Annotated in this window: 18 protein-coding genes and 1 pseudogene; 13 read left to right on the top strand and 6 right to left on the bottom strand. The window is 59.9% G+C overall.

Annotated features, from left to right (window positions below; translation table 11 throughout):
• Window positions 1–4: 4 nt before the first annotated feature.
• The 4 genes from CAG47_RS25320 to CAG47_RS29130 all read left to right on the top strand — a co-directional run bounded on the left by CAG47_RS25320 (window position 5) and on the right by CAG47_RS29130 (window position 3,375).
• Window positions 5–787 carry a transporter substrate-binding domain-containing protein gene (locus tag CAG47_RS25320; RefSeq protein WP_085728580.1) on the top strand — a complete coding sequence of 261 codons (783 nt, stop codon included), beginning with the start codon at window positions 5–7 and terminating at the stop codon, window positions 785–787.
• A 153-nt stretch (window positions 788–940) separates the two neighbouring features.
• Complete coding sequence (locus tag CAG47_RS25315) at window positions 941–1,654, top strand: ABC transporter permease (RefSeq protein WP_085728578.1); 714 nt, start codon at window positions 941–943, stop codon at window positions 1,652–1,654.
• An 18-nt stretch (window positions 1,655–1,672) separates the two neighbouring features.
• Window positions 1,673–2,371 (top strand): ABC transporter permease subunit, encoded by a 699-nt coding sequence (locus CAG47_RS25310; protein WP_085728576.1) that lies wholly within the window; start codon window positions 1,673–1,675, stop codon window positions 2,369–2,371.
• Window positions 2,371–3,375 carry a DMT family transporter gene (locus CAG47_RS29130; RefSeq protein WP_085728574.1) on the top strand — a complete coding sequence of 335 codons (1,005 nt, stop codon included), beginning with the start codon at window positions 2,371–2,373 and terminating at the stop codon, window positions 3,373–3,375. Before CAG47_RS25310 ends, CAG47_RS29130 begins: the two co-directional genes overlap by 1 nt.
• Here CAG47_RS29130 and CAG47_RS25300 read toward each other — a convergent pair.
• A pseudogene (locus tag CAG47_RS25300) lies at window positions 3,331–3,816 on the bottom strand (TetR/AcrR family transcriptional regulator); the annotation flags it as partial. The gene CAG47_RS29130 and the pseudogene CAG47_RS25300 overlap by 45 nt on opposite strands.
• A gap of 172 nt (window positions 3,817–3,988) precedes the next feature.
• On the opposite strand from CAG47_RS25300, the gene CAG47_RS25295 reads away from it, so the two are divergent.
• Window positions 3,989–5,005 (top strand): succinylglutamate desuccinylase/aspartoacylase family protein, encoded by a 1,017-nt coding sequence (locus CAG47_RS25295; protein WP_085728570.1) that lies wholly within the window; start codon window positions 3,989–3,991, stop codon window positions 5,003–5,005.
• A 491-nt stretch (window positions 5,006–5,496) separates the two neighbouring features.
• On the opposite strand, the gene CAG47_RS25290 is transcribed toward CAG47_RS25295, so the two are convergent.
• Window positions 5,497–5,850, bottom strand: a complete 354-nt coding sequence (locus CAG47_RS25290; RefSeq protein ID WP_085728568.1) for a DUF6124 family protein — start codon at window positions 5,848–5,850, stop codon at window positions 5,497–5,499.
• Window positions 5,851–6,424: 574 nt separating this feature from the next.
• Here CAG47_RS25290 and CAG47_RS25285 point away from each other — a divergent pair.
• A complete protein-coding gene (locus CAG47_RS25285) occupies window positions 6,425–6,877 on the top strand; it encodes a hypothetical protein (RefSeq protein ID WP_085728566.1) in 453 nt (150 codons plus the stop codon).
• A gap of 252 nt (window positions 6,878–7,129) precedes the next feature.
• Here CAG47_RS25285 and CAG47_RS25280 read toward each other — a convergent pair whose 3' ends face one another.
• The 4 genes from CAG47_RS25280 to CAG47_RS25265 form a co-directional block, all read right to left on the bottom strand.
• Window positions 7,130–7,354, bottom strand: a complete 225-nt coding sequence (locus CAG47_RS25280) for a YMGG-like glycine zipper-containing protein (protein ID WP_085728629.1) — start codon at window positions 7,352–7,354, stop codon at window positions 7,130–7,132.
• An 11-nt stretch (window positions 7,355–7,365) separates the two neighbouring features.
• Complete coding sequence (locus tag CAG47_RS25275; protein WP_085728564.1) at window positions 7,366–7,656, bottom strand: hypothetical protein; 291 nt, start codon at window positions 7,654–7,656, stop codon at window positions 7,366–7,368.
• Window positions 7,586–7,969, bottom strand: a complete 384-nt coding sequence (locus tag CAG47_RS29485; protein ID WP_371917244.1) for a hypothetical protein — start codon at window positions 7,967–7,969, stop codon at window positions 7,586–7,588. Before CAG47_RS29485 ends, CAG47_RS25275 begins: the two co-directional genes overlap by 71 nt.
• A 176-nt stretch (window positions 7,970–8,145) precedes the next feature.
• Entirely contained in the window at window positions 8,146–9,075 is a 930-nt protein-coding gene (locus CAG47_RS25265) for an alkaline phosphatase family protein (RefSeq protein ID WP_085728560.1), read from the bottom strand.
• Window positions 9,076–9,347: 272 nt separating this feature from the next.
• Between CAG47_RS25265 and CAG47_RS25260 the strand changes: the two genes are divergently transcribed.
• The 7 genes from CAG47_RS25260 (at window position 9,348) to CAG47_RS25230 (ending at window position 17,990) form a co-directional block, all read left to right on the top strand.
• The gene (locus CAG47_RS25260; protein ID WP_085728558.1) at window positions 9,348–10,625 is read left to right on the top strand and encodes a cystathionine gamma-synthase family protein; all 1,278 of its coding nucleotides are present in this window, start codon (window positions 9,348–9,350) and stop codon (window positions 10,623–10,625) included.
• Between the two features lie 150 nt (window positions 10,626–10,775).
• Window positions 10,776–12,206, top strand: a complete 1,431-nt coding sequence (locus CAG47_RS25255) for an amino acid permease (protein ID WP_085728555.1) — start codon at window positions 10,776–10,778, stop codon at window positions 12,204–12,206.
• A 60-nt stretch (window positions 12,207–12,266) separates the two neighbouring features.
• Window positions 12,267–13,157, top strand: a complete 891-nt coding sequence (locus tag CAG47_RS25250) for a LysR substrate-binding domain-containing protein (protein ID WP_085728552.1) — start codon at window positions 12,267–12,269, stop codon at window positions 13,155–13,157.
• Between the two features lie 16 nt (window positions 13,158–13,173).
• Window positions 13,174–14,553 carry a threonine synthase gene (thrC, locus tag CAG47_RS25245; protein WP_085728550.1) on the top strand — a complete coding sequence of 460 codons (1,380 nt, stop codon included), beginning with the start codon at window positions 13,174–13,176 and terminating at the stop codon, window positions 14,551–14,553.
• A 22-nt stretch (window positions 14,554–14,575) separates the two neighbouring features.
• Window positions 14,576–15,013, top strand: coding sequence for an Lrp/AsnC family transcriptional regulator (locus tag CAG47_RS25240; protein ID WP_085728548.1), 438 nt, complete (start codon window positions 14,576–14,578; stop codon window positions 15,011–15,013).
• 510 nt (window positions 15,014–15,523) lie between these two features.
• Window positions 15,524–16,573 (top strand): homoserine dehydrogenase, encoded by a 1,050-nt coding sequence (locus tag CAG47_RS25235; RefSeq protein WP_085728545.1) that lies wholly within the window; start codon window positions 15,524–15,526, stop codon window positions 16,571–16,573.
• 4 nt (window positions 16,574–16,577) lie between these two features.
• Window positions 16,578–17,990, top strand: a complete 1,413-nt coding sequence (locus tag CAG47_RS25230; RefSeq protein WP_085728543.1) for an aldehyde dehydrogenase family protein — start codon at window positions 16,578–16,580, stop codon at window positions 17,988–17,990.
• Window positions 17,991–18,055: the final 65 nt, after the last annotated feature.

Here is an 18,055-nt window from a genome sequence, read left to right as displayed (position 1 = left end):
CAACATGGGAAATCGACGTTTTGCAAACTGGTTGACCGGTGCGGCCTGCATGATGCTGGTCGGTATGAGTGCCGCTCAGGCGCAGCCGATCCGTTTCGCGGTGGCAGCCGAACCCTATCCGCCGTACACCGAGAAACAGGCCAACGGCGAGTGGAAGGGTTTTGAAGTCGACCTGATCCACAAGCTGTGCAGCGAAATGAAAGCCGACTGCGAGATCAAGGAAGTGGCATGGGACGGCATCATTCCGTCGCTGCTGGCGAAGAAGATCGATGTGATCTTTTCCTCGATGTCGGTGACCGAAGAGCGCGAAAAACAGATCGCCTTCAGCAAGGCTTACTACGACTCGGCGATTGCCGTCGTCGGCCCGAAAGAGGCGTCGGTGAAGAAGTACCCGGATGACCTCAAGGGCAAGATCATCGGCGTACAGAACTCCACCGTGAGCGCCAGCTACCTGAAGGCCTACTACGAAAAAATTGCCGACGTCAAGTACTACGACACCCAGGACTCGGCCAACGCTGACCTGATTGCCGGGCGCATCGACCTGATGATGGCCGACGGCACCGCCATGGCTTCGTTCGTCAAAACCCCGGATGCCAAGGACCTGGCCTACCTCGGCACCGTGCCCTATGACCCGATCTTCGGCAAAGGCGTGGGCGCCGGTTTGCGCAAGGACGACACCGAACTCAAGGCCAAACTCGACAAGGCCATCCAGGAACTGCTGGCGAGCAAGGACTATGAGGACCTGTCCCAGAGCTACTTCGGCACCAGCGTGAAGCCTGCGTTCTGATGAGTTGAACGCAATCCCCTGTAGGAGCGAGCATGCTCCGGGCGGCGATCCGACGAATGCGGATCGACATTCAACATTGATGTCGACTGGCATACCGCTATCGCGAGCATGCTCGCTCCTACAGGGGACCGTGTCCGCCAACTGGAGACTGAAATGCCGGCAATGTTCGATCTGATCAATTTCACCGAACAGGGATGGGGCGGTGCGCTGTTGAAGGGGCTCTGGATGACCCTGCAGATTTCCGCCGGGGCCTTTGTGCTCGGGTTGGTCATCGGGCTGGTGGTGGCATGCCTCAAGCTTGGCGCGCCGAAGCCGATTGCCGCACTGATGCGCGGTTACACCACCTTGTTCCGCGCGGTTCCGGAGTTGCTGCTGATCCTGTTGCTGTACTACGTCGGCTCCATGCTCCTCAATTCGCTGATGACCCGGCTCGGCTACGGCGTGGTGGATGTCAGCGGTCCGCTGGCGGCCATCGTGGTGCTGGGGCTGGTGCAGGGGGCCTACGCCTCGGAGATTTTCCGCGCGGCGATCCAGGCGATTCCCTTCGGCCAGATCGAAGCGGCCAAGGCGTTCGGGCTGAACGGTTTCGGGCTGTTCCGCCGGGTCACGCTGCCGATCATGGCGCCTTACGCCATGGCCGGGATGGCCAACCTGTGGATCAACCTGATCAAGGACAGCGCGCTGATCAGCGTGGTCGGCACCAACGAGCTGCTGTACACCGCCAAGCAAGGCGCGGGTTCGACGCGCCACTATCTGTTGTTCTACCTCACGGCCGCCGCGTTGTATTACGCGGTGACATTGGCGTCGAACTATCTTTCGGGACGGTTGGAGCGACGCATTCGTCGCTGGATGCCTCTTGTTGACTGAACCGGCAGAGAGAATGAAATGATTCCAGCGTGGATAGTTGAATACGCGGCACTGTTGGGCCGGGGACTGCAAACCACCCTGGCGATCCTGTCGATCGCCAGTTTGTTCGGGTTTGTCCTCGCGGTTTTCGTGGCGCTGGCGCGGATCTCGAAAAACAGGGTGATCGCCAAGGTCAGCCTGTTCTATACCAGCGTCACCCGCGGCACGCCGTTGCTGATCCAGATCTACATTTTCTACTACGGCCTGGGCAGCCTGTTTGCCCAGTTCCCGCTGATTCGCGGCAGCTTTCTATGGCCGTACCTGCGCGACGGTTACTGGTACATCGTGTTCGCCCTGGTGGTGTCGGTGGGGGCTTATGTCGGCGAAGTGATTCGCGGTGGCCTGCTGGCGGTACCCAAAGGCGAAATGGAAGCGGCTTCGGCCTTTGGCATGACCGCGCGCCAGTCCCTGTTGCGGGTGCGCTTGCCCCGGGCCTTGCGCCTGTTGCTGCCGACCCTGGCCGGGGAAACCGTGATGCTGCTCAAGTCCACGGCGCTGGCCTCGACCATTGCCGTGATCGATCTGCTCGGTGCCGCCAACGTGGTCCGCGCGCAAACCCTGCAAGTGTACGAACCCTTGTTGCTGGTGGCCGGGGTCTACGTCTGCCTGACGTTCCTGATCGAAGCGCTGTTTGCCTTTGCCGAGCGGCGCGGGACGCCCGTGCGCAGGTCGGCCTGATGCGTTCGTCGACCGTCGACCGCTCGCTGCAGGGCATTGGTCTGTGCACCCTGGGCTATGCGTTCCTGGCGCTGCAGGACGCGGTCATCAAATGGTTGGTGGCCGACTATTCGGTGGTGACCATCCTGTTCTGGCGCAGCCTGGTGGTGGTCGCCGCGGTGGTGCTGGCGGGGCGCCTGCGCCTGGTGCAGCGGGCCTGGCGCTCGCCGAGCCGGCGCCTGCTGGTGGTGCGCGGTTTGCTGTCGATTGTCGCCTGGGTGCTGTACTACACGGCGGCCCGGGACCTGACCCTGGCCGAGATGACCACGTTGTACTTTTCCGCGCCGATCATGGTCACGGTGCTGGCGGCGGTGATTCTCAAGGAGCGCGCCAGCGGCTGGCAGTGGTTCAGCCTGCTCGTCGGTTTTGTCGGGGTGGTCATTGCCTGTCGTCCCGACAACATGACCGATCCGTTGCCCATTGTGCTGACCCTGCTGGCGGCGATGTGCTGGGCGTTCACCTACATCCAGTTGCGTCAGGTGGATGAACAGACCTCGGTGCTGGAGCAGATGCTGATCACCAACGTGGTGTTTGTGATTTGCATGGCGCTTGCCCTGCCGTGGGCCCATACGCCATCGCCGACACCCGCCTGGCTGGGCATGCTCGGCGCGGGCCTGGTGGGCGGCATCGGCCAGTTCCTGTTGTTCGCCAGTTTCCGCCGCGCCACCGCGACCTTGCTCGCGCCGTTCGAGTACACCGGGCTGATCTGGGCGTTTGCCTTGTCGAGCCTGGTGTGGGGCACGTTGATGGACACCTCGCTGATGATCGGTGCCGGGTTGATCGCGGTCAGTGGCACCCTGGCGATGATCTTCGGCCGGCATGCGTCACAGGACGTCGTCGGTGCCGAATGCTCCGTTTCGCAGCCCCTTTATCCAGCAACGGCAGATATGCAGTCCGTTGGCGGCGCTGAAGGTCTCGGGGTTCAGGCACCACTCGAGCCAGAGACCGTCGAGCATCGCCGATAGGCCGATGGCGGCCAGGCGCGTGTCGTGGATCACGAAGCCTTCGCTGGCGGCCAATTCGTCGAGCAATTGGCGGAGCAGGTCGATGTAGGCCCGGTAGCTTTTTTCATGGGACTGACTGACGTGTTCGGAGTGACGGATCAGGCTCCAGAACACCACCCACACGCCGAGCAGTTTCGGGTCCATGACCCTGGGGGAAAACGAGCCGACGAGGAACGCGTCCATCTTTTGCGCGGGGGTTCCGGCTTGTTCGATTTCGTGTTGCAGGGCGGTGGTCAGCTCGATGGCGAGCTTCTGATAGGTGTCGGCGATCAGGGCATCGATGCTGCCGAAATGATGATTGAGCAGACCGACCGAAACGCCGGCTTCGGTGGCGATGCGTCGCACGGAAATGCCGGCGTGACCATCGCGGCTCAGACAGCGAAGGGTCGCGGCCACCAGCATTTCGCGGCGGTCATCGGGTTCGGCGCGGCGGTTTTTCGGGGCAACGGTTGTCACTAGGCTGTCCTTGGGTGAGGTTCCACGCAGTCGAGCTTAGTTGAACGTCTGTTCAATCTCCAGCCTCGACAGCAGCGATACAGCGTTTTTTCAACGTTCATGACGGGAGGGAAAGCCAATGCCCCAGGATATTTCGTTCAGTGTTCGCAACAACAACGGTGACGCCGTGCGGGTCGGAGCCTGGCGTTATGCAGGCGATGGCAGCGGGCCCAACGTGCACCTGCAAGCCGGCGTACATGCCGATGAGATCGCCGGGATGCTGGTCCTGCACCTGTTGATGCAACGGCTGCAAAACGCCGAGATCCAGGGCCGACTCAAGGGCACCGTCACCGTCGTGCCGCAGGCCAATCCGCTGGGCATCGGGCAATTTCGCCAGGGGCGGATTCTCGGCCGCTATCACGATGCCACGGGGCATAACTTCAATCGTGCGTTCGACCAGTCGGCGGCCATGGAACGACCTTCGACCTGCGTTCAGCAATGGCAAAAGAAACTGGTGCAACTGGCCGCTCCGGCCGATGTGATGCTCGATCTGCACACCGACGACGAGGCCTTGCCATACCTCTACGTCCACCGCAGTTTCTGGCCCCGTGGTCGCGAACTGGCGGCGGCGATGAAGATGGACGTGGCGATCATCTGGGATGACGGCGGCGATGGCTCCTTCGAGGAAACCATCATCGCCCCGTGGTTGCGTGAAGGCCTCACCGAGCACCGCATGGCGGCCACCCTGGAGCTGCGCGGGCAGGGCGATGTCAGCGATCGCTTTGCCGAATCGGATGCCAATGGGCTGTACAACTGGCTGTGCGGTTACGGCGTCATCGATGAATACGTGGCGCCTGCGGATTGGCCCGTCGAACCCGTGGAAATGGGCCACATGGAGACCATCATCGCGCCGCAACCCGGCGTGCTGATCTTCGAAAAGGAACTGGGAGAATTTGTCGAGGAGGGCCAGCGCTTTGCGCGAATCCTCGGGCGCCCGGGCGACCCGTCCTCCGAAGTGGTGCTGCATGCCGAGCAAGCCGGGCGCCTGGTGACGCGCTATCGTGACCGGCTGATAGCCCAGGGCATGGGCGTGGCGAAATTCACCGGCAGCCGGGTGTCGCGTAACTGGAGCGGTGGGTTGCTGGACCCCAATTGAAGGCGACGCGTATTTTGATGGTGTACATATCCGTTGCTGCGGTAACGGCCACCTGTGGTTTCGCCCTTACGGCGAGTTACTTGGAAAAGCGGAACGCCGCCCGGCCCCAAGTAACCAAGGGCTCTTGCCCCTTTCGTTCGGTGCCTCGCCAAGGCTCGGCATACCCTCGCTCCGGTCCTGCTCCGTGGGCCCGCCGCCATCGGCCATCCATGGCCGAGGGCGGCTAACCCGGCATCCATGCCGGGTTGCCCACTGCGCAGAACCTCCACTCGGCCTCTCGATGGGGCAAGAAGATCAACAGCAAAAGCAAAGCGAGGCGGCCGACCGGCCGGCCTGTCCTTTGAAGCACATGCATTCCCCTGTAGGAGCGAGCATGCTCGCGAAAAACGCCAGGACAGCGCGGGCATTCAGGCAGCACGCGTTATCGTTGACGTTCATCGCGAGCATGCTCGCTCCTACACAGGGGGCAGGGGCAGCCACAAATTCAATGGTTATTCGCACGGGTCGATTTGGTCCAGCACCCGATTCGCCGTGATCTCCGCCAACATCACGCTATTGGATATCCCCAGCAGGGCATTGCGCGATCCGCCGTCCAGATGATCCACCAACTGATGCACCATCACATCGACCGAGGCCAGCGTCTCGACCAGGTACACCATCAGGGTTTCGGTATCGACCTTGGGATCGACGGTAAACAGTGAGCCGGGCGTGCGCGGTGTGGCTTTGATGTCGGCAATCGAGGGAAAGGCGGGCGTGGGTTCGATAGCCTCGTCGAGCTGTTTCGAGTCGGGTTCGAGCGGGGATGCCGGATCGGTGTCCGGCGGGTTGGGGGTGACTTTGAACATGGCTGTCTCCGCTTCATGGTTGAAGCTGCCACATTCGTTTCCAGACGAAGAGGTGGCAGCTGTACGCAGGCTGGAAACCCGGGGAAACGGCAACCCGGTAGACCCAAGGGTCTCCCGCGCACAGCCGCCATAACGGAGTGCACACTTAAAAGCGCGCAAGCATGGTTATGAAGGGCGCAGTGGCGCCATATTCATTTCGGGGTTTCCAGACCCGACCACTGATGGACAGTGGCGTGGAAACGATAGAGACCAGGAGCAAGGCGCACAAGCCGGCGGATTCTGGCGTAACCGTAGGCAACGACGCAAGGTCTTGTAGCCCTCGGGAAATACCCTACAACCTTTTTAAACAGGCGCTTTTGCGGACATGAGCAACTGAGTACCGGCTTTCGTGTATCGCTGTGTATCAGGGCACGGCATCCCCATACAGCCATACAAAACCCGCTCTTCACGGATACAGCCCGGATACACCACTGGGGCCAAATGGACCTGCCAAAGCGAGTTGCACAACGCAGTTCGCAACCCTTGTGGTACGACCAATAGTGGTCCGGCCACGCCATTGATCCGGAGTATCAACATGTCTCGTATCCAAACCCGAATTGGCCTGATCGCTGTTGCACTGGTCGGCGGTATCAACTTCGCGTCCACCGCGTTTTCCGCCGAAGCCTTGCCCCAGGGCTATCAACTGGCCGCCGCGGAAAAAACCAGCGAAGGCAAGTGTGGCGAAGGCAAGTGCGGTGCCGGCGAAGCCAGCGCGCAAAAGACTCAAGCCGAGGGCAAGTGCGGTGAAGGCAAGTGCGGCGATGCGTCTTTCGCGCGCACCGACACCGATCATGACGGCCGCGTGTCGCTCAAGGAACTGCTGGCGGTGGCGCCCAAGGGCGCAGAGGAGTTCAAGGCGATAGACACCAACGGTGACGGTTTCCTGTCCGAGGGTGAGACGTACAAGTACCGCACCAACCAGTTCATCTCCAATGGCAAGAAAGTGCCGACCGAGCTGTACACCAAACTGAGCCAGGCCAAAGACTGATCGGCCGCAAGCAAAAAACCCTTCCTGCGTTGACGCGCAGGAAGGGTTCTTGCGTGCAAGGTATTGGTTTGGTCGACAGGTGCGAATTGGCGCTGCACTGATCACCGATTGCATCGGACTTAATCAGCAGGTTCTGATACCCACCCGTAGTGGCAGGCAGAAGACGACCCAAAGCAGCTGTTCATGCCTGGTCTGAAAATAAGTCAGAACCCTGTGAAAGCAAGCTCTGTGTCATCGAACGCACCGGCCTGCCTACTTCTGCTGCTTGCCTTTGATGTTGCCGGCTACGCCCCCGGCAACGGCACCAACCGCTGCGCCGGTCCACGCACTGCCACCAGCGATTGCAGCAATTCCGGCGCCGGCGGCGGCGCCAATGGCCGCGCCGCTCACCGTCCCTTGTTGCTCGGATGTCATTGAGGTGCAGCCGATCACACTGGCTGCGGTGAGGACTGCGGCAAACGTGAGGAACCGCTTCATGTTCATCTCCGCTACTTGTTCTTTTGAAGACCGGGCACGACCATCTCGAACCAGATGGTCTCGATGATGGGCTGTTTCACGCGGTCGGGATTGGCGGCGTACCACTGGTTGAGCTTTTCGCGTATGGAGTCAAGCGATTCTCCCTTCAAACCCCTTTGGAAGCGCGGAATCAGGCTCTGCTCATCCGACGGGGTTTTTGACCCATGGTAGGCCGCTTCCACTTGGTAGGCGTTAGAAATACCGACGAGATAGACCTTCTTGAGCTGCTCTGACGAAGTTATCCATTGCTCGCCGGTGACCATGGGCACCTCGCTGGCAAGGGCGATGCTCGACGCCGTCGCCAGTGCCATGCATGCCGCCATCACCAGCATACCCATTTGCAATTTCTTCATCATTTCTCCTCCTCGCCAGGTTGAAGCTCAATTCTGTGGCCGGACCCACGTTGTACGGCGCGAAGGTGAACAGTACCTTGTCCAGTTCGGTCATCGGTTCGTCACGGTAGTTCCTGCCTATCATCCACCGAATGAACTTGACCCCGGCTTCGATACTCGGTTGAAGTTGCCTGATATCACCGAGTTTCAAGTCCTTGCCTGTCGCCGGCATGACCTGCATCACGCCTACTGCACCTCGATCCAATCAGTAAGTTTAGGAGCCAGTATTGGATTAGTTAGATGATTTCGCTGTTATCCAAATGTGTTTAAATCTTCGTGCCACAGTTGGCCCTGCACAGTCGGAAACCTCTAAAACCAAACAAAGGGCCACTGTTGAGTTCAAACATTGATCGGGTGTGTCTACTGGCGCGAGTCAGCATCCCCTGACTGGACAAAATCCAGCGAAGCCTGACCGATATCGACCAACCGGCTGATGCTCACGGCAGGATAACCGGACGGCGATATTGCCAGGACCGGTGCCCAGCGCTCGGCATCTGAATAGCGGCCGTGACTATTGCCGATGCCGCCGTGATCGCTGGCAATGACGACCAGACGCTGAGGCATTTCACCCTGCGCGGAGGGTGACGCGAATGCCTTCTCCCACAAGCGACGCATGCGCGAGTCCGTTTCACGCACGGCAGCAGCGTAGCCCGGGTCAGACGGGTCGAAGGAACCGTCATGGCCCGCTTTGTCGACAGCATCGAGATGAATGAAGGCCAGATCTGGCTGGCATGCTTGCCAGGTGCTCAATACTTCCCGCTCGATCGCTGCATCGTCCTCACGCAAAAACGCGGCATGGTGTATCGCTGGCAAAGCTCGCAACCGCCCCTCGACCAAGTCATACAGCGGCTTCCAGGAGGTGATCAGAACGCTGCGACTATCGGGCTTGCGCCCCTGGAGGCGTTCAAACACGGTCGGGATTCTGACTGGACCTGCGCTGCTGTTATCAACAATGCCATGGGCGCTTGCCCAACTTGCGGTGAGCACACTGATCCAGCCAGGTGCGGAATAAGTCTGTTGCGAGCGGCCATTGCTGACATCGACGCTTTTCCAAGCCAATCCATGAGAGTCGGCCAACTGGAACAGGAAGGGCGTCAGTACCGGGCTGATCGCGTCGGCACGCAGGCCGTCGATTCCGACGATGACCACCTGCCGGACGGGCGCATGCGGTGCAGCGTTGCATTGTCCTGCTTCCTCGCCGTGTGAACAGCCAAGCAGGCTTATTGCGCACAGCGCTGCCAGCAGTTTTAGTCCTGAGCGCGGAGTGAGATGTTGAATATTGAAAACCATTGTTGAATATCGTCCACGAACTACAGGTATGGGGTGTGCCGGGACCACGCTTGATGATTTCCCGCTCTTGCACGCAGCACTTGCCGGTGGGCATCACGTAAATCTTGCCGAAATCGATGAAGCGGCTGCAACTGTCCAACATCGCAGCCATTAAAAAAAGCGGCCCTTTGGCACCGATAACATCGTTTCTCGGCGCCGCCGCATTTCAATATATTGGCCGCCATATCCGGTGAGTGACTCAACATTCGCCACCCTCAGTGCGAGTAGTCTCTATGAATAAAAAACCAGGCAACGCAGGGTTTGTTAATGCGGGTGCGGGGACCCGTGTCGTGTGGGGCGGGGAGCAAGTCAGGCATCCCTACAACGCCACTCAAACCCCCATCGTAGTCAGTGCCGCCTATGGTTACGACGACATAGACGTCTGGTACGACGTAGCATTGGGCAAGGCGCCCGGCTTTATTTACAGCCGCATGAGCAACCCGACCGTCGAGACCCTCGAGGCAAAGATTCGCGAGTTGGAGCTGGCCGAATCCGCCGTGGCTTTCAGCAGCGGGATGGCGGCGATCAGCAGTGTGCTTTACACCTTCCTGGCCCATGGCGATCGGGTGGTGTCGACCAGGGACAGCTATGGCGGCACCAACAAGATTTTCGAAGAGTTCCTGCCGCGCACCGGTGTGAGCGTGACGTTGTGCGAGACGTTCGATCACGAAGAGATCGAGCGAGAAATCGCCAGGGGTTGCCAATTGGTGTATCTGGAAACACCGACCAACCCGACCTTGAAAATACTCGATATCGAGCGTCTGGTGGCTGCGGCCAAGCGCGTCGGTGCCATTGTGGTGGCGGATAACACTTTCGCCACGCCGTTGAATCAGAACCCCCTGGCGCTGGGCGTGGACGTGGTCATTCACAGTGCGACCAAGTTCCTCAGCGGCCACGGCGATGTGTTGGGCGGCCTGGTGTGCGGTAGCGAATCGCTGATGGCCAAGGTACGTCATTACCGGGAAATCAACGGTGCCGCGCTCGACCCGTTCTCCGCCTACATGATCATTCGCGGCATGAAAACCCTGGTGCTGCGCATGCGCCAGCAGCAACGCAGTGCCCGTGCACTGGCAGAGTACCTCTGCACCGAACCGTTGGTGGAGGCGGTCAATTATCCGGGTTTGCCCGGCCATCCGAATCATGCGGTGGCGTGCGCGCAAATGTCCGGCTTCGGTGCAATCGTCAGTTTTGTGGTGGCGGGCGGTATGGACACGGTCAAGGTGCTGTTGCCACGACTGCGATTCGCCCACTGCGCGGGCAATCTCGGTGCGGTGGAAACCATCTACGGTCCGGCGCGAACCACCAGCCATGTCGAGAACACGCTGGAGGAACGCCTGGCCCTGGGGATTTCCGAAGGACAGGTGCGGATCTCTGTCGGCATCGAAGACACCGATGATCTGCTCGACGACCTGAAACAGGCGTTCGCATTTGTCCGGGGGGCGGGTAACGAACCCGCACAAGCAAACACGCAGTTTTCAATCAATGAAAGTTGCGCCGAAGTTGCAGACTGAAGCATTAGCGTTAAACCTCACTGCAAGGATGTGAGTGGGGCGTTCATGAAGTGGAATAATAATAAAACTTAGTGGCGATCTGTTTTTACTCTGCCGAGTCAATCACTGCAGACGTTAGTTCGTGCCCTAATAACTTTCATGAGAACAACCATGTCCATAAAAGAAGAACAACTCAATACACATTCCGGTTTTAAACAGGAAATGCAGACGCGGCATATCGTCATGTTGGCATTAGGCGGCGTCATCGGCACCGGACTGTTTCTCACCTCCGGGTATACGGTTAATCAGGCCGGTCCCCTGGGCGCGGTGATCGCTTACATCATCGGCGCGCTAATGGTTTACATGGTGATGATGTGCCTGGGCGAGCTGGCGGTGCAGATGCCGGAAACCGGTTCATTCAGTACCTACGCCACCCGTTTTCTCGGGCCTGGCACCGGCTATACCGTGGCCTGGTTGTATTGGCTGACCTGGACAGTGGCCATCGGTTCCGAGTTCACCGCCGCCGGTATCCTCATGGCGCGCTGGTTCCCGGAAACGCCAGTGTGGATCTGGAGTGCGCTGTTCGCCGGCGTAGTCTTCCTGAGCAACGTGATCTCGGTGCGTTTGTTTGCCGAGACCGAGTTCTGGCTGTCCTTGGTCAAAGTAGTGACGGTGGTGGTGTTTCTTGTGATCGGCGGCGGGGCCATTCTCGGCCTGTTGAATATCGATCAGGCCCACAGCATCGGCCTGGGCAACTTCACCCGCGAAGGTTTGTTTCCCACTGGCTTCATGTCGATTGCCATGACCTTGCTGGCAGTGTCCTTCGCCTTCTCGGGTACTGAGCTGATTGGTATCGCCGCCGGGGAAACCAGGGATCCGCAGCGCAACGTGCCGCGCGCCATTCGCACGACGGTGCTGCGCCTGGCGATCTTTTTCGTGGGGACCATTTTCGTCCTGGCGACGCTATTGCCCCGAGAGCAGGCCGGTCTCGTGGAGAGTCCATTCGTCACGGTGTTCACCTACATCGGGATTCCCTATTCGGCAGACATCATGAACTTCGTGATCATCAGTGCCTTGCTGTCGGCCGCCAACTCCGGTTTGTATGCCGCGTCACGGATGCTCTGGACGCTGAGTGACCAGGGGCACCTGCCCAGGCAGTTCTCGGCCCTGACTCGCATGGGTACGCCGCTCAACGCCATTATCGTCAGCATGGCGGGTGGAGCCGCCTCGTTGCTCAGCAGCGTGTTCGCTGCCGACACCATCTATCTGGCGCTGGTGTCGATCTCCGGATTGGCGGTCGTGGTGGTATGGATGAGCATCGCCGCAAGCCAGATTGCTTTCCGCCGTCACTATGTGGCCAATGGCGGTGACATCCGCGACTTGAAATTCCGTGTCCGGGGTTATCCGTGGGTGCCGTTGGGAGCGCTGGTCTGCTGCAGCCTGGCGTGTGTCGGGATCGGGTTCGATCCGGAGCAGCGCGTGGCGTTGTACTTTGGTTTGCCCTTCATCGCCTGGTGCTACTTCGTGTATTACATTACCCGCAAAAGCCGCGAGCGACGCTTGTCGGTTGCCCCCTTGGCACAATCGTCCGATGCGTTCTAGTGCGCGTCGACGGGATGGGCAAGTGTGCTCGGTGGAGGGGGCGTCCAAGAGGTTCAAGCCATGAAGCAAAAGACGCTACCCCCATTGAACTGGCTGCGGGCATTCGAAGTGTCTGCCCGCTGTTTGAACTTCACCCATGCCGCCGAAGAACTGTTTTTGACCCAGGGCGCGGTCAGTCAGCAGATCCGTCAACTGGAAAGCCATCTTGGGGTGGCACTGTTCAAGCGCTTGCCCCGTGGTCTGGGACTGACCGAGGAAGGCCAGGCTTATCTGCCGGTGGTGCAGGATGCGATCACGCGACTGGCAGTGGGGACCAACGAAATCTTTGGCCAGCACAAACGTCGGCCGATCAAGGTGCGTGGCAGCCTGGCGTTCTTCGTGCATTGGTTGGCGCCCAGGCTGGCGGGGTTCAGCCAGGCGCATCCGCATGTCGATATCCGCTACATCAGCAATATCTGGGTCAAGGAGCTGGACGGTGAGGATGACCTGGAGATTCGCTGGGGCCACGGTCAATGGCCCGGCCTGGTGTCGCAGCGCCTGACCTGGGACACGTTGTTCCCGGTCTGCTCGCCGGACCTGATGGCGAAGTCGCCGCTGACGGTTCCCGCGGACGTGTCGCGTCATCCGCTGTTGCATGTTCTGGGTTACGAAGAGGGTTGGGGCTACTGGTTGAACATGGTCGGTGCAGACACTGTCGACTCCTCGACCGGCATGCAGTTCGACACATTGATTTCCACATTGCGCATGGCCGAGCTAGGGCAGGGGATCGCACTGGCGCGGTCCTCGATGGTAGAGGAAATGCTCGAGGATGGACGTTTGATCGAACCCTTTACCCAGCGTATCGAAGCCAGCGAGTCTTTTTACCTGGTGCGCGGTTCAGGGGCCGAGCAGCACCCCGACGCGGTGACGTTTTCCACCTGGCTGGTCGAGCAGGCACATCGTTTCAAATGAATGGCCGGAGCCAACCATGCGTTATGTGAGTACCCGAAATTCGACCGTGCAGGTCGACTTCGAACAGGTCGTATTGTCTGGCATTGCCGAGGACGGTGGGCTGTTCGTACCGCTCGAGCTGCCGCTGTTTGAATCCCGGGAGATCGCCAACTGGTCGACCTTGCCCTATGACGAACTGGCCTACCGGGTGATCAGTCCGTTCGTGGGGGAGGCGATCCCCGAGACAGACCTCAAGCGCCTGCTCAAAGAGGCGGGCAGCCAATTCCGCCACCGTTCCCTGGCACCTTTGCATCAGGTGGATCGTAACGAGTGGGTGCTGGAATTGTTCCATGGGCCGACTCGTTCCTCGAAGGATTTTGCCGCTCAATTGCAGGCGCGGCTGGTGTCTTGTTTTCTGCGCAAGCGCGGGCGTCGCGGGGTGGTGATCGGTGCCACCAACGGCGATACCGGGCTGGCGGCGATCGAGGCGTTCAAGCACTGCGAGGACACTCCCGTGGTGGTGTTTTACCCGGAGGCGGGCGTACCCCTGGACCAACTCCAGCATCTGCAAGCCGCGGCGCACCCAAGCGTTCATCAGTTCGCGGTCAACGGCAGCTTCGACGAGTGCCAGACCATCGTCACCCGGCTATTGCGACAATGGCCGTATGCGCAGTACGAGGTGATCGGTTTCAACTCGAGTAACTGGGTCAGTGTGTTGGCGCAACTGGTGTTTTACTTCCACGCCGTGCTGCAACTGGGGGGCGGCCAGCGTCCGATCGGTTTCAGCGTACCGGCAGCGAGTTTTGCCGAGGTGTATGCAGGCTACATCGCGCAAAAAATGGGCCTGCCGATCACCCAGATGATTGTTGCGACCAACCAGAATGACGCGTTGCATCAGTTGTTTCAGAAGAACCACTACAGCAGGTCACGCGCCAACAAGACGTTGTCGCCGGCCATGGACCTGTCGATCTTTTCCAATCTGGAGCGGTTCCTTTGGGAGCTCTACGGGCGTGACGACCAGGCGGTGCGTGCCCTGATGGAGGGGTTCGAGTCCAGCGGTGAGATGGTCATCGCCAACGAGTTCTGGCTGCAGGCGCGGATGATCATCGACTCCTACGCAGTCAGTGATGAGCAGACGCTGACGGAAATCACCTCGCTGTATCGCGACACGGGATACGTCATCGACCCGCACACGGCCACGGGCGTGCTGGCCGCCCGGTTGTATCGGCGCAGCCTGGTGGCGCCAATGGTGACCCTGGGGGAAATCTCACCGGCCAAGTCGACGGCATTGCTTGGCGAGTTGGGCATCAGTGTGGCGGGGCTGCAACCCGAGGTCGCTGCGCAAGGACAGGCGCAGGTTCACCGGATTCAACCGGACGATCTCGACATCATCCATGAACGGCTCGGTGCGCTGTGAAAGCGCGACAACAGGAGGCCAAGTGAAGCGAGTTCTGGACCCTCTCGATGAACACATCATCGCGCAACTGAAACTCAATGCCAGGGCTGCACACGCCGAGCTCGCGGCCAAGGTCAATCTGTCACGCAATGCGGTGCGCCAGCGTATAGAAAGACTTGAACGCGACGGTGTAATACAGGGATACACGGTACGCACGGGGGAGGGGCGACAAGCCACGTCGAACATCAACGCGGTGATTTTCGTCTACCGCTACGACCGGATGCGCGGGGCGGAAGTGTTGCAAGCACTGCGGGCCATTCCGGAAGTCATCCAGTGCGATGTCATGAGTGGCGAGTTCGACCTGATGCTGCGGGTGGGCGCTGCGAGCCCGCAGCGGGTGCACAAGGTCTGGACTGAAATTGCCGCGTTGCCCGGGGTGGAAAACACCGTGACTTCCTTTGTGCTGTCGTCTGTTGTGTAGCCCTTTCGTACGGTACCTCGCTCCGGCCCTGCTCCGTCGCCCCGCCGCCATCGACCATCCGTGGCCGAGGGCGGCTAACCCGGCATTCATGCCGGGTTGCCCACTGCGCAGAACCTCCACTCGGCCTCTCGATGGGGCAAGAAGATCAAAAGCCAAAGCGAGGCGGCCTACCGGCCGGCCCATACTTTGACGCCCGTGCCTTACTCTGTAGGAGCGAGCAAGCTCGCGAAAAACGCCAGGACAACGCGGGCATTCAGGCAGCACGCGTTATCGTTGACGTCCATCGCGAGCATGCTCGCTCCTACAGGGGGGGGCGGAACATCCCAAGCCCAGCTCAAGATCTTGAGTGACCAGCATCAGGACAGTGTCCGGGTTTTTTTTGCCTGAAGCGTTGCTCAAGCTCTGGTCAAAACGCCCACAAAATAGAGCAAATTGGCCTATTTCACTGCCCTGGGGCCAGCCCTAACCTAGTGCCCGACAACCCATCACCCGGATCAAGGGCATAACAAAATGACTGAATACAAATTGGCGCTGGTTGGTTTTGGCGGTGTTAACCGGGCATTGGCTCAGCTGATTGCCGAACGTAACGAACAGTGGAAAACAGAACTGGGATTCACTCTGAAAATCGTCGGTGTGACTGACTTGTTTCTCGGTTCTGTGATCGGTCGCCAAGGGCTGGACGCCAATGTGCTCGCCCAGTTACCGGCAGTCAAAGGTGCATTGGCGCAACTGTCCGGTGGCGACGCCACAGCCCTCAATGAAGCGGTGATCAAGGATTCCGGCGCGGACATTATCGTCGAAGCCACCTTCACCAACCCGGTGGACGGTGAACCGGCGACTTCGTTCTGTCGTTGGGCGCTGGAGGGCGGCCAGCATGTCGTCACCACCAACAAGGGTCCCATCGCCTTGCACGGCGCCGAGCTCAAGGCACTGGCTCGACGCAAGCATGTCGCCTTTGAATACGAAGGTTCGGTCATGAGCGGCACGCCCGTTATTCGCCTGGCCAGGCAGGCGCTGGCCGGCAGCTCCATTGTCGGTTTTGAAGGCATTCTCAACGGCACGTCCAACTTCGTGCTGACCAGCATGGAAGGCGGCCTGGGGTTTGCCGAGGCCGTCGAAAAGGCTCAGGCGCTGGGCTACGCCGAAGCCGACCCGACGGCGGATGTCGAAGGTCATGATGTACGCCTCAAGGTGGTGATCCTGGCGAACGAACTGCTGGACGCGAAGCTGAAGGTCAGTGACGTCACGTGCAGCGGCATTTCCTCCCTCAGCCTTGGCGACATCGAAAAAGCGCGGCAGGACGGCGCTCGCTGGAAGCTGATCGGGTCGGCGATGCGTAATGCCGACGGATCGATCAGCGCCAGTGTCGAACCGCGGCTGTTGAACAACGACCATCCGCTGGCCAGTATCGGCGGCGCAACGAACGCGGTGTCGTTTACCTCTGAACTGCTCGGTGCGGTAACGGTTTCGGGGCCGGGCGCCGGGCGCACGGAAACAGCGTTTGCGCTGCTCTCGGACATCATCAGCATCCATCAATCCATTGCACGCAACCAGGAGTAAGCCTGTGAAACTATCGCGCCTGGTTCTGGATATCGTGGAACCGTCCATTGAAGTCTTGAACGCCTATGACGGTTCCGTCATCGGTAGCGTAACGAATGTCTGTGCGTCGCAGGTGCCGCAGTTGTTGGAGACGGGACGCAGCGGTGCACGCGCGTGCGCCGCGTTGGCGCGTCATCGTCGGGCTCGTATTCTTGAGCAAGCGGCGATCAACATTGAACGTGATGCCAGCGTGTTTGCCAGGCTGATCGTCGACGAGGCCGGGAAGACCCTCAAACAAGCGGAAAAGGAGGTCAAGCGTTGCGTCAACACCCTCAAACTGTCGGCCGAGGAGGCCAGGCGCAATGCCGGGGAGGTGGTGCCTTTCGACGCTTATGAAGGCTCCGAGTCGCGTCAGGGCTGGTTTTCTCGCGAGCCCTTGGGACTGATCGTGGCGATCACGCCATACAACGATCCGTTGAACCTGGTGGCGCACAAACTCGGTCCGGCCATTGCGGGCGGTAATGCGGTGATTCTCAAACCCTCCGAGCTCGCACCCTTGTCGGCCATTAGACTGGTGTCTTATCTGGTCGCAGCAGGCTTGCCTGAATCGGTGGTTACAGTCGCCACCGGCGGCGCGGAACTGGGCAAGGCGTTGGTCGCCGCCCGAGAGGTGCGGATGATTTCCTTCACCGGCGGTTTCGTCACCGCCGAGCAGATCGCTCGCACAGCCGGGCTGAAGAAACTGGCCATGGACCTGGGCGGCAATGCGCCAGTCATCGTCATGGACGATTGCGACCTTGAGGCGGCTGTCGAAAGTTGCGTATCCGGGGCCTTTTGGGCAGCGGGACAGAACTGCGTAGGCACCCAGCGCTTGCTGATTCAGGCGTCGATCTATGAAGCGTTCCGAGAGCGTTTTGTCAGCCAGGCCCGCGCGCTTGTGGTCGGCGACCCATTGCTGGCCGATACCGATATCGGCCCCATGATTACTGCGCAAGCCGCGCAGAATGCCGAACAAGTGGTGAACGAGGCCTTGCAGGAGGGCGCCACATTGCTCTGCGGTCATCGGCGTGAAGGATCGTGTTATGCCGCCACTGTGTTGGAAAACGTCGATCACGCCAGTCGACTCTGGCGCAATGAGGTCTTCGCTCCGGTGGTGGTACTGCAATGCTTCGAGCGTTTCGATGAAGCCATCGCGTTGGCCAATGAGCCCGAATACAGCCTGCATGCGGGGATCTTCACCAATGATCTGGCAACCGCGATGAGCGCCGCACGGAGAATCGAAGCCGGGGGCGTGATGATCAACGACTCTTCCGACTACCGCTTTGATGCAATGCCGTTTGGCGGCTCAAAGTACGGTAGCCTGGGCCGGGAAGGGGTGCGCTTTGCCTATGAGGAAATGACTCAACCCAAGGTGGTGTGCCTTAACACGTTGGGTTAGTCGATTCGCGGCAAATGGATCAGCTCCTATGGCATTGGGTCGGTTTGATCACCGGCCCAATGCGT

Origin of the sequence: Pseudomonas sp. R37(2017) (assembly GCF_002113375.1) — a bacterium.
Classification (GTDB): Bacteria; Pseudomonadota; Gammaproteobacteria; order Pseudomonadales; family Pseudomonadaceae; genus Aquipseudomonas.
This window is presented reverse-complemented; position numbering and strand designations above follow the sequence as displayed.